General features: G+C 69.3%; 13 protein-coding genes. 2 read left to right on the top strand and 11 right to left on the bottom strand.

Annotated features, from left to right (window positions below):
* Positions 1-39: 39 nt before the first annotated feature.
* The 7 genes from DW306_RS19225 to DW306_RS19195 all read right to left on the bottom strand — a co-directional run bounded on the left by DW306_RS19225 (position 40) and on the right by DW306_RS19195 (position 8,949).
* The gene (locus DW306_RS19225; protein ID WP_136057181.1) at positions 40-1,110 is read right to left on the bottom strand and encodes a dipeptidase; all 1,071 of its coding nucleotides are present in this window, start codon (positions 1,108-1,110) and stop codon (positions 40-42) included.
* An 83-nt stretch (positions 1,111-1,193) separates the two neighbouring features.
* Positions 1,194-2,702, bottom strand: coding sequence for a helix-turn-helix domain-containing protein (locus DW306_RS19220; protein ID WP_136057180.1), 1,509 nt, complete (start codon positions 2,700-2,702; stop codon positions 1,194-1,196).
* Positions 2,699-3,736 carry a DUF917 domain-containing protein gene (locus DW306_RS19215; RefSeq protein ID WP_136057179.1) on the bottom strand — a complete coding sequence of 346 codons (1,038 nt, stop codon included), beginning with the start codon at positions 3,734-3,736 and terminating at the stop codon, positions 2,699-2,701. Before DW306_RS19215 ends, DW306_RS19220 begins: the two co-directional genes overlap by 4 nt.
* A gap of 9 nt (positions 3,737-3,745) precedes the next feature.
* Positions 3,746-4,879 carry a DUF917 domain-containing protein gene (locus DW306_RS19210; RefSeq protein WP_136057178.1) on the bottom strand — a complete coding sequence of 378 codons (1,134 nt, stop codon included), beginning with the start codon at positions 4,877-4,879 and terminating at the stop codon, positions 3,746-3,748.
* Positions 4,876-5,970, bottom strand: coding sequence for a DUF917 domain-containing protein (locus DW306_RS19205; protein ID WP_136057177.1), 1,095 nt, complete (start codon positions 5,968-5,970; stop codon positions 4,876-4,878). The genes DW306_RS19210 and DW306_RS19205 overlap by 4 nt, the downstream gene beginning before the upstream one ends.
* Positions 5,967-7,520 carry a hydantoinase/oxoprolinase family protein gene (locus DW306_RS19200; RefSeq protein ID WP_136057176.1) on the bottom strand — a complete coding sequence of 518 codons (1,554 nt, stop codon included), beginning with the start codon at positions 7,518-7,520 and terminating at the stop codon, positions 5,967-5,969. The genes DW306_RS19205 and DW306_RS19200 overlap by 4 nt, the downstream gene beginning before the upstream one ends.
* Before the next feature lie 64 nt (positions 7,521-7,584).
* Positions 7,585-8,949, bottom strand: a complete 1,365-nt coding sequence (locus tag DW306_RS19195) for a cytosine permease (RefSeq protein WP_136057182.1) — start codon at positions 8,947-8,949, stop codon at positions 7,585-7,587.
* 144 nt (positions 8,950-9,093) lie between these two features.
* On the opposite strand from DW306_RS19195, the gene DW306_RS19190 reads away from it, so the two are divergent.
* Positions 9,094-9,840 carry an SDR family oxidoreductase gene (locus DW306_RS19190; RefSeq protein ID WP_136057175.1) on the top strand — a complete coding sequence of 249 codons (747 nt, stop codon included), beginning with the start codon at positions 9,094-9,096 and terminating at the stop codon, positions 9,838-9,840.
* Positions 9,841-9,978: 138 nt separating this feature from the next.
* Here DW306_RS19190 and DW306_RS19185 read toward each other — a convergent pair whose 3' ends face one another.
* Complete coding sequence (locus DW306_RS19185) at positions 9,979-10,818, bottom strand: hypothetical protein (RefSeq protein WP_136057174.1); 840 nt, start codon at positions 10,816-10,818, stop codon at positions 9,979-9,981.
* A gap of 35 nt (positions 10,819-10,853) precedes the next feature.
* Here DW306_RS19185 and DW306_RS21400 point away from each other — a divergent pair, with 35 nt between their 5' ends.
* Positions 10,854-11,009, top strand: a complete 156-nt coding sequence (locus DW306_RS21400; RefSeq protein ID WP_168429381.1) for a hypothetical protein — start codon at positions 10,854-10,856, stop codon at positions 11,007-11,009.
* A gap of 149 nt (positions 11,010-11,158) precedes the next feature.
* On the opposite strand, the gene DW306_RS19180 is transcribed toward DW306_RS21400, so the two are convergent.
* The 3 genes from DW306_RS19180 to DW306_RS19170 all read right to left on the bottom strand — a co-directional run.
* Positions 11,159-12,496 (bottom strand): dihydrolipoamide acetyltransferase family protein, encoded by a 1,338-nt coding sequence (locus DW306_RS19180; RefSeq protein WP_136057173.1) that lies wholly within the window; start codon positions 12,494-12,496, stop codon positions 11,159-11,161.
* A 22-nt stretch (positions 12,497-12,518) separates the two neighbouring features.
* Entirely contained in the window at positions 12,519-13,484 is a 966-nt protein-coding gene (locus DW306_RS19175; protein ID WP_168429382.1) for an alpha-ketoacid dehydrogenase subunit beta, read from the bottom strand.
* 11 nt (positions 13,485-13,495) lie between these two features.
* The coding region (locus DW306_RS19170) for a thiamine pyrophosphate-dependent enzyme (RefSeq protein ID WP_136057171.1) at positions 13,496-14,466 on the bottom strand (971 nt) is incomplete at its 5' end.

Genomic DNA, 14,466 nt, shown 5'->3' with positions numbered 1-14,466 from the left:
CTCGCGGAGCAGCGTCTGCGCATGCGCGCGTAGCGCGGATCAGACTGTCCCGCCGACGCGCTCCTCCTGCGAGTGCGCCTGCGCCGCGAAACGCTCGTCGGTGGCGCGCAGCACCCGCAGGATGTTGCCCGACCACACCTTGTCGAGGTCGGCATCCGACCAGCCGTCGTTCCGCAGAGCCTCGCGGAGGCGCGCGAACCCCGTGACGTCGCTCAGCCCGTCCGGGAAATGGTCGAAGCCGTCGAAGTCGCTGCCGACGCCCACATGATCGATGCCCGCGACATCGCGGGCATGACGGAAGTGCCGCACCACGTCGTCGATCCCGACCGGCGGAGCGGCACCCTCGCGCCCGGCATCCCACCAGTCCGCATAGTCCTGGGAGACGAAGACGGGCACGAACGACACCATGAGGACTCCCCCGTTGCCCTCCAGTTCGCGCAGCACCGCGTCGGGCACATTGCGCGGATGCTCGGTCACCGCGCGGCACGACGAATGGCTGAAGATGACCGGGGAGTCGGTGATGCGCAGGGCGTGGCGCATCGTGGACTCGGCGACGTGCGACAGGTCGACGAGCATGCCGAGCGCGTTCATCTCGCGCACCACGTCCTCGCCGAACGCGCTCAGCCCGTCGTGCTGCGGGGTATCGGTGGCCGAATCCGCCCAGGGAGTGTTGTTGTTGTGGGTGAGCGTCATGTACCGCACGCCCAGGCGAGCGAACGTGCGCAGCATCGCCAGCGATCCCGCGATGCTGTGCCCGCCCTCGGCGCCGAGAAGACTCGCGATCCGTCCATCGCGTGCCGCACGTTCGACATCCGCCGCCGTGCGGGCGAGGGCGAGACGATCCGGATGCCGGCGCACGAGGCGGTACACGAAGTCGATCTGCTCGAGCGTGTACTGCGCGGCGTCGACCTCGGGCAGGTCGTCGGCATAGACCGACCAGAACTGGCCGAGCACGCCGCCCTCGCCCAGGCGGGGCAGATCGGTCTGGAAGCGCGACGGCTGCTCGGGATCGTCGAGGCCCTCGACCGAGTATCCGGCCAGGTTGCGCGCCGCCCAGGGCAGATCGTTGTGTCCGTCGATGAGGCCGGACAGACGTGTTTCGTGCGTCATACGTCGAGGCTAGGCGACGCAGGCGCGCTCACGCACGATCCGCCGCAGGATGCCGTGTGCGGGATGCCGCGCGCAGGATGCCGTCAGCGCACGGCCCGGCACGCCAGGTGGAGCGCCAACCGCACCTCGGGATCGCTCATGTCCACGCCGAGCAGCTCCTGCGCGCGATGCACGCGGCTCGCGACGGTGTTGCGGTGCAGGCCCAGGGCTGCGGCGGTCGGGGCGAGAGCCGACTCGTGGTCGAGGTACGCCGACAGGGTCGTCAACAGTTCGCCGCGCCCCTCCTGCAGCGGCGCGAGGAGCGACTGCGCCGCCGGGACGAACGTGTCGTTGCCGGTCCACGCGAGCAGGAGTCGTTCGAGCCCGAGGCCGTCGACACGCACGAACCAGCTCGTGGTCGAACGGTTCACCGCGATCTTCGAGGCGTCGGACGCCTCGCTCAACGACGTCGTGAGTCCCGCCGATCCGTTCGCCACCGACCCGACGCCGGTCGCGACGTTGAACGAGCGACGGGCGGCGACATGCAGCTCACGCAGGGAGGCCACGGACTGCTCGATCTGGGGCGGAGCCGGAGGATCCGTGAACGTCAACCATCCGGTCACGCCGCGACCGCCCGTGGTCGCGTGCGAATCGACGGGGATGCGGCCGAGCTCGCCGATCACGAACCGGAGGAGCTGGAGGGTGTCGACGCGGGTGCGCCCGATGATGCGGAAGCCGAGGTGATATCCGCTCGTCCGCCATCCGCGCTCCAGCATCCGCCGCTCGACGTCGAGATCCGGGGTGCCGCGCAGATCGACGAAGTCGCGGAGGACTCCCGACGACACCGACGCGTCGTTGACCTCGTTCACCTCGTCGATGAGGATCCGGGCGGCCACGGCGGGCATCGCCACCTCCGCGGCGACCGCCAGGGCGGCGACCTGCCGCTCGTCGAGCCCTTCGCCGAAGAACGCGAGCCGCAGACCCTCTCGGCTGGGGCTGTCCACACGTACCGAGGCGGCAGCGCCGCCGGGCACCCGCACGATGTCGAGCCAGGGGGCGAAGTCGATGGAGGCGTGCACGTCCGGGGCCAGCGACCCTCCGGACTCGAGGAGCACACCCTCGGCATCGAGCAGCGCGACCCCGTGCCGCACGCTCGAGGAGAGATGGCGCAGCAGATCGGTGAGGCTGTCGGCGTGGTACTCGATCGACTGCGCGACCTTCCGCACGTAGTGCAGCGCGAGGGCGTCCCGCGCTTCGACGAGCTGCCAGCACGCCTTCGCGAGCTGGATCGGGCGGTCGACGTGCAGCACCGTGAACCCGAGACGCGCGGCGAGCGCTCGAGTGCCGGCGCCGAACGCCTCCGCACGGGGCACGGCGAGGGCGCGGAAGCCGCGGTCGCGCGTGCGACGGATGAGTGCGTCCTGCTGCCAGGAGCGATCGGGAGGCGATTCCGTGAGCACGACGAGGCGCCCGGCGCCGTCGGACGGGAGCCGCGTCTCGTCCGACTCCACGACGACGCCGGTCCACTCGACGTCCTCCGGTCCGGCGATCGCCCGCACGCCGCCGTTCTCGGGATGTGCGAGCAGCGCACTCAGCAGAAGCTCGTCGGTCATCGCGGTCCGTCCAGTTCATCCAGTCCGTACGCGGAGGGCACCACGTGGCGGAGACGCTCGGCGGAACGCGACCACCACGCCGGCCCGTCCAGGTGCGCCACGGCGACGTACCGTCCCATGGACAGGTGCGGAACCTCGAGGATGTCGCGCGAGATCGCGTCGAGCACCACGACCAGATCCGGGGCCGCGGCTTCGAGCCTTCCGTCGGTCATCAGCGCGAGGCTCTCGGATCGGGCCACCAGCCTGTGCACCTCGCCGGCACTCCCCTCGATGCCGAAGACGGTGACGTGCGGGTCGCGCTCATCGATCTCGATCGCGGTGATGCGCCCTTCGGCGAGCAGTCGTCCGTCGAGGGCGCCCGCCAGTTCGTCGAGCGGGCCGTTCTCGGCGGCGAGGAAGGCCTTCCCCAGTTTCAGCGCGTGCGCGGCGTTGCCGATGATCGCGTGCTCGCGGAGGTCTCCGACGGTGAACCCGGCGAAGACCATGCCCCCGGCGCCGCCCGCCTGCACCGTCGCCGCCCGCACGATGCGCTCGACGTCGACCGCGCGGTCGGTCTCGACGAGAGCCACACCGCCGGCGCCCGTGTCACACGTGACGATGACGTTCGGCACACCGTCGACGAGGAGCGACATCTGGTCGAGCGCCGGGACGGCGCGGCCGGTCAGGTCGGCGTCGACGATCATCCGCTCTCCGGCCAGCGTGAAGGAGGCGAGGCCGTTGAGGCCGCCGCCCTCCAGTGAGCAGACGACCGGAACCCGATGGCCCAGCCAGCGCTCCGCCGCGGCGATGAGTCGAGCGAAGGGATCGTCGGCGATCAGTCTCTCGCCGAGAAGGATGGTCGATCCGACGAAACCCGCGCCGAGGCAGGGGAGGTCCGGATCGAGCTCGTCGACGTCATACAGGGTGATCGGCCAGTCCGGGGAATCCCGCAGCACCAGCTCGAGCATCGTCGTGCCTCCTCCGCCGCCGGAGCCGAGCAGCGCGAACCCGGTCGCCAGCGCGGGGAGGCTGTCGAGATCGAGGGTGACCGGCATGGCCTCAGCCTAGGCTCGCCGCTCGCCCGCTGTCTCCACCGCCGACTCCCCCGCCGACTCCACCGGGACGAAGGGCTCCGACAACCCGAACGCCCCCGGCCCGAAGGCTTGCAGAGCCTCGGGCGTGCGCATCATCTCGGGCGTCGAGATGCCGAGCACGCGCACTCTCTGCCCGTACCGCAGACCCTCGGTCGTGATGGGCTCGGCGGACTCATGATCGACCACGCAGATGAGATCGGGCACGATGGCGACCACCTCGCCGTTGCGGCGCGCGATGAGGTTCTCGTTCTGGAAGGAGATCTCCAGGCGGTCGTCGCTCGACGGATCGGATGCCGAGACCACGGCCGTCCCGCGGGCGAACCCTTCGGTGGTGCGGCGCTCCACGTCGGTCACCTTCCCGACGAACAGCTCGCGCACGTGCGGATAGAGGGTCGTGGAGAGCGTCTCCGCGATGGCCTCGAACGGGGACCGATGAGCCTCTCTCGCCAGCCGGATCGTCCGCCCCAGCGCGAGCGCCATCGAGATCGTGCGCGGCACCGCCGTGCGCTTCACGTCGGCGCCCGACATCGCGTACTCCGCGATGTGGCCGACGCCCCCGAGCCGGATGGTGATGCCCCGCGCCAGCCATTCCATCTGCCGGTCGTCGTCGCCGGTATCGATGATCACGCGCTCGCCCCGCTCGCCGGCCAGAGCGAGGGGGGATCCGTGCACGCCGTAGACGGCGAAGGTCTCCATGGAGAGCTCGGGGAACGCGCGCCCCATCCCGTCGGCGTCGACCACCGGAAGGCCGGTCTCCGCGGCGACCATGAGCGGGATCATCGAGTTGATGCCTCCGCACTCGATGGGCATCGTGGCATCCGCCGCACGCCCGAGGTGCTCCTCGAGCGTGCGCAGCGCAAGGGTGGCCTCGAAGCCCGCCGGGATCTTCTCGATCATCACGGTCGGCGCTCCCATCTGCGCCGTCGGGATCACGAACATGTCGTCGGTCAGATCGTCGGGGTCGAGGATCGTGATCGACCGGTCGCCGAGGACCTGCTCGACCAGCATCTTGCCGATGTACGGGTCTCCGCCACCGCCGGTTCCCAGCAGCGTGGCGCCGCGGGCGAGGTCGGGCAGATCGGCGCGGGTCAGCTGCCAGCTCACGCGGCATCCTCCCCGGCGAAGGTCTCGACCCGACCGTCGAAGCGATGGGAAGGGAGGTCGTACCCGAAGTAGCCCGGCCCGACCATCGCCAGCGCGGCAGCGCCGTGCCAGCGCTCGTCGCTCGGCGCGGCGATCACGCGCACGCGCTGACCGTAGCGCAGCCCTTCCGTCGTGATCGGCTCCCCCGAGTCGTGCTCCAGCACGATGATGAGGTCGGGCGTCGTCACGAGGGTCTGCCCGTCGAGGGTCGCGATGAGGTGCTCGTTCTGGAACGACAGTTCGAGCGCCGCGTCCGTACCCTCGATCCTCGCCCTGCCGCGGGCGAAGCCGGTGGTGGTCGCGCGCTCGACGTCGACGACCTTTCCGTCGAAGAGCTCGCGTCCGCCGAGAAGAGCGACCACCTCCGCGACGGGATCCGTCTTGGACTCCCGAGCGGAGTCGATGCCCTCGCCGATCGCGCGGCACAGCGACAGGGAGTCCGCGACGAGCGCCTCACGCGCCTGGGCCCCCGACATCCGGAAGCCGGAGATCATGACGGAACAGCCCATCTCCACGCAGGCGACCCGCGCGATGCGCTCGGTCCAGCTGTTGTCGACGGTGGTCAGCACGCCCACGTTGCCCTTCTCATCGCTGAACGCGAGCGGCGAGGCATCCACGCCGTACAGCGTCGGCAGCACCATCTGCAGTTCGGGGAAGGCGCGGCCCATGCCGTCGCCGTCGATGAGCGGCAGCCCCAGTGCGGCGGCGGCGGCGATGGGGATCGTCGAGTTGACACCGCCGACCTCTGCACACGCGATGTGCGTGACGGCCCGGCCGAGCGCCGCCCCGAGGGCCCGCACGGGGGCGGTGACCTCGTCGAGGCTCGGGAGCTTCTCGACCATGACCGTCGGGGCGCCCATCATGGCGACGGTCAGCACGAGCGCGTCATCCGGCACCTCGTCGAGCGACACGACCGTGACGTCGCCGTGCAGGCGCAGGGCCTGCGAGGCGAGCAGTGCTCCGATGTACGGGTCGCCGCCGCCGCCGGTGCCGAGCACGGCAGCGCCGCGGGCGAGCCCGGGGATGAGGTCGCGGGTGATCGTCCAGCTCATCGCACACCGCCCATGTCGAGGTCGCCGACGGCCTTGACCCGGATGCGGGTGGCGTTGCCGGGAAGATACGGGATCGGCACCTCGTCGAAGTCGACGATGTCGACCGAGGCCGGGAAGGCGCCGGCGGCGATGGCCTTGTCGACGGCTTCCGCGCGCACCGCGGCGATCGCCTCCTCGCGGCGACCGGGCTCGATCGCATAGACCTTGTCGATCTCACCGCCGACCTGGGCGATCGACGCGCCGATCGCGTTCGCGACCGCGTAGTTCTCGGGCCGCTGCGCGGCGCCGAAGATCGGGAGCTCTCCCGAGACGAGGATGGATCCGCCGCCGACCGCGACGACCGGGATCGGTTCGGGCGACGTGCGCATGCGGTCCACGGCCTCGGCGACCCGCTCGCCGATCCGCTCGAGGACCCGTTCGACGAACGCGCGATCGAGGTGGGCGACCTTCGAGGCATCGCCGATGTCGGCGCGGCCGGCCGCGACGGCGATGTCGGTCGCGGTGAGCGTCGACCCGCCGAAGACGAGCGCTTCGGTCGTGAGCCGGTAGCCCACGGATTCGGGCCCGACCTCGCCGGTCTCCTCGTCGACGATGGATCCGCCGCCGATTCCGATGGACAGCACATCCGGCATCCGGAAGTTGGTGCGGATGCCGGCCACCTTGACCTCGTTCGCCGTCTCGCGGGGGAAGCCATTGATGAGCAGTCCGATGTCGGTCGTGGTGCCGCCGATGTCGACGACCGCGCACGTCGCGAGGCCGCTGGTCAGTGCGGCGCCGCGCATCGAGTTCGTCGGCCCGGACGCGAAGGTAGCGACGGGATACAGGCGCACGTAGTCCTCGTCCATGAGCGTTCCGTCGTTCTGGCTGAGGAAGATCGGTGCTTCGATACCCTGCTTGCGCACCGCGGCCGTCAGCCCGTCGACGATCTCCGACGCGAGCTCGCGCAGCGCGGCGTTGATGATCGTCGCGTTCTCCCGTTCGAGCAGCCCGATGCGGCCGATCTCGTGCGAGAGCGAGATCGCGACGTCATCGCCGAGCTCCTCGGCGATGATCCGCGCCGCCTCGACCTCGAGATCGTGGTTGACCGGGCTGAAGACCGAGGAGATGGCCACCGAGCGGATGCCGTTGGCGCGCATGTCCGCGGCGTGCTCGCGGAGTTCGTCGGGATCGAGCGGCGAGATGGGCCGCCCGTCGAACTCGTAGCCGCCATGGGCGAGGTAGCTCCGGCCCTGGATCGCCTCGACGAGCCCGGCGGGCCAGTCGACGAGCGGCGGGAGGGCCTTCGTGGCAGGCAGCCCGAGACGCAGCGCCGCGGTCGGTGCGAGACGCTTGGCCTCGACCAGGGCGTTGATGAAGTGGGTCGTGCCGATCATCACGGCGGAGATGTTCTCCCCGTCGAAATGGTGGCCGGAGCGCAGGGCGTCGATCGCCTGCACGATGCCGGTCGTCACGTCCTCCGTCGTCGCGTGCTTCACCGCCGCCAGGGTGAGGGTGCCGTCCATGAGGACGGCATCGGTGTTGGTTCCGCCGACATCGATTCCGATGTGCATGTGGGTGGTTCTCTTTCTGTTGCTTGTGCTGCGTCTGGTGCTCAGTTACTTCTGCGGCGATGGGTCAGTTGGTGGCGCCGAGACCGGGTACCGCGTCAGGGGCGGCATCCGTCTCGAGTTCGGGCTGCGCCGTGCGGGCGCTGCCGACGCCACGGACCCAGCCGAGCTTGCCCGCGATGACGTACAGGACCATCGAGAGGATCAGCGACAGCACCGGAGGGATGCCCCAGGTGATGACGTAGCCGGCGACGGCCGACACCACCCAGATCACGAGGGTCGCCGGGACGATGCGCGGCGCCGTCTCGGGAAGGCGGCCCGTCTCCCTGCTGGCGTCGAGCTCGGGGCGCCAGCGACGCACGATGAAGTACTCGGCGACCATGATGCCGGCGATGGGCGGGAAGGCGACGCCGAGGATGATGAGGAAGCCCGAGAACTGGCCGAGGATGCCGACGGCGGCGAGGATCGAGCCGACGACGCCGAGCACGATCGTCGTGGTGACGCGGTGCAGGTTCTTGCGGAACGCGGTCGAGATGAAGTTGACGAGGCCGAGCGTCGACGAGTACAGGTTCCAGTCGTTGATCTTGAGCGTGCCGGTGATCACGATGATCAGACCCACCAGGCCGACCGACGAGGTGACGATCGCGACGATGTTGCCCGAGGCCGCGGCATGGGCCAGGAGCACGCCCGAGAGCCCGATCACGAACTCACCGAGCGAGACGCCGACCACGGTCTGCTTGATCACGTCGGCACGCGACCGGTTGAAGCGCGTCATGTCGGCGGTGATGATCGCACCGACGATGAGTCCGCCGGCCACGATGCCGGTTCCGGCGAAGACGCTGATCGTGGGGCCGGGCGCGGGTCCGGTGATGAGCTCGCCCAGATCGTGATCGACGAGCTCGCTGATGATGGACCACCCGACGAGGATGAGGAAGAGCGGCACGGTGACGTTCGCCAGCCACTGCATGCCCTTGAAGCCGAAGGCCACGATCGCGGTGACCGCGAGTCCGAAGAGCAGGCTCCAGGCCCAGATCGGCATGACGCCGGGCAGCAGGGCGTCGAGCGACTCGGCGGAGATGGCGCTCTGGATGCCGAACCATCCGATGAGGCTGATGCCGATGGCGAGCCCGACGAGCGAGGCGCCGACCTCTCCGAAGCCGGTCCAGCGGGCGAGGAGGGCCGTGTTGAGGCCTTCCTTCTGACCGATGATGCCGACGATGCACATGATCACCTCGAGGATGATCGAGCCGAGGAGGAGTGCGAGGAAGGCCTCGCCGAACGTCATGCTGTAGCCGAGCGTGGCGCCCAGCAGGAACTGCGAGAGGGCGGAGACCTGACCGAATCGCTGAACCGCGATCCCGAACCAGGGCTTCTGCGCTTCCGGACGGACGCGACTGAGGGCGAAATCGTCGGCGTGTGCCGTGGTGGCCATGGTGTTCTCCAGAGTCATGTGGACGGGTTCCGGCCAACGTATCCGCGCGGTCAGCACACGGGAACGTGCACAGTGCACTGATTCTTGCGGGAGGTGTGCACACCGCATATCGGGCTCTCGGCCACGGCGTCGCAGAATGGGAGCATGTCAGCGCACACCACTGCTTCGATCGACGCCCGCCTCCGCGATCGGACGATCGTGCTCATCGGGGGCGGGTCCGGAATCGGACTCGAGGTCGCGCGACGATCCATCGCGCTCGGCGCTGCGGTCGTGCTGGGCGGCCGCACGGCGAGCAGGCTCGAAGCGGCCGTCGCCGCACTCGGGCCGCGAGCGCGCGGGAACACGATCGACACCTCCGACGAAGAGTCGGTCAGCCGCTTCTTCGCCGACATCCCGACGGTCGACGGGATCTTCACCACCGCGGCCGACTACGTCGTCGGGTCGATGCGGCTGCTCGATCACGAAGCCGCCGCATCCCCCTTCGAGTCGAAGTTCTGGGGACAGTACCGGGTCGTGCGCGCCGCTCTCGACCGTCTTTCCGCGGATGCCTCGATCGTGCTGATGTCGGGCGCGGCGAGCGTGCGACCTCCTGCCGCTGCTCCGGCATACGTCGCGGCGAACGCCGCGATCGAAGGGCTGGCGCGGGGCCTGGCCGTAGAGCTCGCACCGGTGCGCGTCAACGCCGTGTCGCCCGGAACGATCGACGGGAACCTCTGGGCGAGCCGCGATGAGGCGGCCCGCGCGGCCGCCTTCACGCAGTTCAGTGCGGATGCCCTGCTCGGCCGCCCCGGGACCGAGGGGGAGGTGGCGGATGCCGTCATCCACCTGTTCGTCAACGGCTACACGACCGGCTCGACGCTCTACGTCGACGGCGGGTACTCGCTCCGCTGACGGGTGCGCGGCAGACCGGCGCCCCGTGTCAGTGATGCCCCCGACGACTACAGGTGGGCAGGAATCGCCCCACGTGATCAACGCTTATATGGTGCGGTGCAGAAACCTTGAGAACCCCGGGGATTGCGGCGACTTACGTCACCGCATTCCGGTGCCATAGGTCCAGTCGCACTCACCCCGCTGGTCCAGAACCCCATCCCAACAGATAAAGAAAAATGCCGTCTCCCGCGGTACCTGGATTACCGCCGAGGATTTCTCCCAATAGCCGACTTCCGACGGGAAATACTGGGCGCTGATCTCGAGTTCCTCTTCTCGATCATCTTGAATAATGACACTCGAAAATGTCACGGGATAACGCCGGTCAGCCTCTCGTCTGCGTTGAAGGTCGTAGACGAGTGTGACGCGTGACCCGTCCGGGGATACGACCCCGGTAACCGGGTACACCCGCATAGGGCCCACCCCACCATCGGCGAGGTCTGCGTCCGTGACGGAACGCACCAGTGAACCGGTCGGAACCCCGTCGATCGTGAAATTCAGAACTTCCCCTTGGGTGGAGTAGTCGACGTTGTCGATGGTCACGCATTCCTCGGGGAACAGCGGAACGGAGAGCTCTGGCAAGCACAGCGAGAAGGCCCCGTCATCCCCACGAGCCACCGTCCCATCTTTAATGTCCCCCTGCGACGAATCCTGCCGTTGCGCCTGCCGCCATCGAGAGACGGTCGTGGCGAACTCCGCGGCGGGTGAGCCGGATTCGGCGTAGGCCATCGCGCCGAGCGCATCGTTCACCCCCGCTCTGGACAATGCACTGAGGTAGTCGACGGTCGTGTCGGCACGTTCGCCCGACTCATGAAGCACAGGCCACACGGCGACGCCTGTGGCAGCAATACTGACTGCTAGCGCCAAAACTGCAACGGCCAGGCTGACAGACTCTCGCTTGTATCGCTTCTTCTCGAGTTCGAGACGCTGCATGTCCACCATGCGCCGAGCGTAGCGTCTCGGTACCGGGCATCTCGGTGAGAGTTGCGCATCAGTTCATCTGGACAGCGCTCCTTGCCCCGGAGCTCGGCGCCGAGGTCGTGTCGGTCGGCGCCGTCGCGACCGTCCGACGTGCCGCGCGGGAGCAGGCCGTGCCTCGGCTCGCGGAGCAGCGTCTGCGCATGCGCGCGTAGTCACAGCATCCGTTCGAATGCTGCGGTGCGCGGCATCCGCTCGCACGGAATGAAGGAGATCACTCGCCCCGAAGGAGCATCCGCGCTATCACGCCCGTCGGAACGCGAGATCTCCTTCGTTCCCGGAGCGCGGCCGCGCGGCGCCGCAGTCAGTCGACCAGCAGCGCCGGCTCCTCCAACACAGACGCCACGTCGGCGATGAACCGGCTCATGCCGTCGCCGTCGATCACGCGGTGGTCGAAGGACCCGGCGACCGTGGTCACCCAGCGGGGACGCACCTCGCCGTCGACGACCCACGGCTTCTGACTGATCGTGCCCATGGCGACGATCCCGGCCTCGCCGGGGTTGATGATCGGGGTGCCGGCATCCATTCCGAACACGCCGATGTTGGTGATCGTGATGGTGCCGCCCTGCTGGTCGGCGGGCGAGGTCTTGCCCTCGCGGGCCGTGACCGTGAGGCGGTTGAGCGCCCGGGCGAGATCCTTCATGCCGAGGTCCTGCGCGTCCTTGATGTTCGGCACGAGCAGGCCGCGCGGGGTCGCCGCGGCGATGCCGAGGTTCACGTAGTGGCGCACGGAGATCTCGGCTCCGGCATCCGTCTCGATCCAGGCGGCGTTCACCATCGGGGTGCGACGGGCCGCCCAGATCACGGCGCGCGCCATGATCAGCAGCGGTGAGACCCGGATGTCGGCGTAGTCGGGCGAGGCCTTGAGGCGCTTCACGAGCTCCATGGTGCGGCTCGCGTCGATCTCCTTCCACACCGTCACGTGCGGCGCGGAGTACGCGCTCTGCACCATCGCCGACGAGGTCGCCTTGCGCACGCCCTTGACCGGGATCGACTCGGTGCGTCCGTCTTCGCTCGTGCCGCCGGTCGCGGGAGCGAGCCCGCGAGCCAATCCGACCGGGGCGCTCTGCGGCGCGGGAACCGTCTCCTCGCGCACCTCACCCCACTCGGGGGTCTCGATGTTGCGGAAGACGCTCGTCTGAGACGCATGCTTGACGACGTCGTCACGCGTGACCTCGCCGTCGGCGCCGGTCGCCGCGACCGCGGTGAGGTCGACCCCGAGGTCGCGGGCGAGCTTGCGGATCGGCGGCTTCGCGATCACACCGACCGACGAGCGCACAGCACGCTCGGCCGGACGCTTGCGGCGCGAGGTCGCCCCTCCGCCGGTGCCGTAGCCGACGAGCACGGAGCCGCCGCCCTCCTCCGGCGCGGGAGCCACGGCCACGGCGGGAGCCGCCGCCGCAGCGGTGACGAAGCTGATGATCGGCGTGCCGACCTCGACCGTCGTGCCCTCGGCGACGAGCAGCTCATCCACCACGCCGGCGTGCGGCGAGGGCAGCTCGACGAGCGACTTCGCGGTCTCGATCTCGCAGATCACGTCGTTGATCGCGACGGTGTCGCCGGGCGCGACCTTCCAGGCCACGACCTCGGCCTCGGTCAGGCCTTCACCGACATCGGGGAGGTTGAAGTTCTGCGTGCTCATGAGGATGCCTTTCGAAACAGTGTCAGTAGGCCAGGGAGCGATCGACGGCTTCGAGGATGCGGTCCGCATCCGGAAGGTACACGCCCTCGAGCTTCGCGGGCGGGAACGGGGTGTCGTAGCCCGAGACGCGCAGCACCGGCGCCTCAAGCGCGTAGAACGCGCGCTCCATGACGGTCGCCGCGATCTCGCTGCCGAGGCTCGTGAATCCCTGCGCCTCCTGCGCGTAGACCATGTGTCCGGTCTTCCGCACGGAGTCGAGGATCGGCGCGTAGTCGACCGGCGAGAGCGAGCGCACGTCGACGACCTCACAGCTGGTCCCTTCTGCTTCGGCGAGCGCAGCGGCCTGCAGCAGGGTCGTGACCATGGCGCCGTGCCCGACGAGCGTGACGTCGGTGCCGGTGCGTACGACCCGCGAGGCGTGCAGCGGGGCGGCGGACGCGTCGAGCTCGACCTCGCCCTTCGGCCAGTAGCGGCTCTTCGGCTCCATGAAGATCACCGGGTCGTTCGACGCGATCGCCTCCTGGATCATCCAGTACGCGTCGTTCGGGGTCGACGGCGAGACGACCCGCAGACCCGGGGTGTGCGTGAAGTACGCCTCGGGGCTCTCCTGGTGGTGCTCGACCGCACCGATGTGCCCGCCGTAGGGGATGCGGATCACGATCGGCAGCGAGAGCCTGCCCTCGTGCCGGTTGGTGAGCTTCGCGAGCTGCGTCGTGATCTGGTCGAACGCGGGGAACACGAACCCGTCGAACTGGATCTCGATCACAGGACGGAACCCGGTCATCGCGAGCCCGATCGCGGTGCCGACGATGCCCGACTCGGCGAGCGGGGTGTCGAGCACCCGCTTGTCGCCGAAATCGCGCTGCAGGTGCTCGGTCACGCGGAAGACACCGCCGAGCTTTCCGATGTCCTCTCCCATGAGGATCACCTTGGGGTCGTTCTCCATGGCCTTGCGCAGGCCGGCGTTCATCGCCTTGCTCAGCGGCATCGTCTCGAGAGTCACAGTGCGCCTCCCTCGAACGACGCCTCGTACTTCGCCTGCCAGGCCTTCTGCTCCTCGATCAGCGGATGCGGATCGCTGTAGACGTGGTCGAACATGCGGCTCACCGGCGGCGGGCCGAGCTCGACGGTGCGCGCGCGCAGGTCCTCTGCGGCGTCCGCCCCCTCGGCATCCACGTCGTCGAAGAAGGATGCCGCGGCGCCGCGCCCCTCGAGGAACGTGCGCATCCGCACGATCGGATCACGGAGCGCCCAGATGTCCTCTTCGTCGGTGTGCCGGTACTTCGTCGGGTCGTCGCTCGTGGTGTGCGCGCCCAGCCGGTAGGTGACCGCCTCGATCGCCCGCGGCCCCTGACCGCCGCGCGCCTCGTCGAGCGCGACGCGCGAGACGGCGTAGCTCGCGAGCACGTCGTTGCCGTCCACGCGGACGCTCGGGATGCCGTACCCGGCGCTCCGCTGCACCAGCGGCACGCGCGACTGCGTCGTGACGGGCACCGAGATCGCCCAGTGGTTGTTCTGCAGGAAGAAGACGGTCGGCGCCTGGTAGCTCGCGGCGAAGACCATGGCCTCGTGCACGTCGCCCTGGCTCGACGCCCCGTCGCCGTAGTAGACGATGACCGCTTCATCGCGGTCGGGGTGGCCGGTGCCCGTGCGTCCGTCGAAGGACAGGCCCATGGCGTAGCCCGCCGCGTGCAGAGTCTGCGATCCGAGCACGAGGGTGTACAGGCGAGTGTTGCCGTTCTTCGGATCCGTCGGATCCCAGCCGCCGTGCGAGACGCCGCGCATGAGCTTGATGATGTCGAGCGGGTCGACGCCGCGGATCCTGGTCACGGCGTGCTCGCGGTACGACGGGAAGATCGTGTCCTGAGCCCGTGCCGCTCGAGCGGAGCCGACCTGCGCCGCCTCCTGTCCCCGGCTCGGCGGCCACAGCGCGAGCTGACCCTGACGCTGCAGGTTCGTCGCCTGGGTGT

This window comes from Microbacterium sp. K24 (assembly GCF_004794465.1).
Lineage (GTDB): Bacteria > Actinomycetota > Actinomycetes > Actinomycetales > Microbacteriaceae > Microbacterium.
Note: the sequence above shows the minus strand (reverse complement) of the source record. Positions and strands in the feature narration are given on the sequence as shown.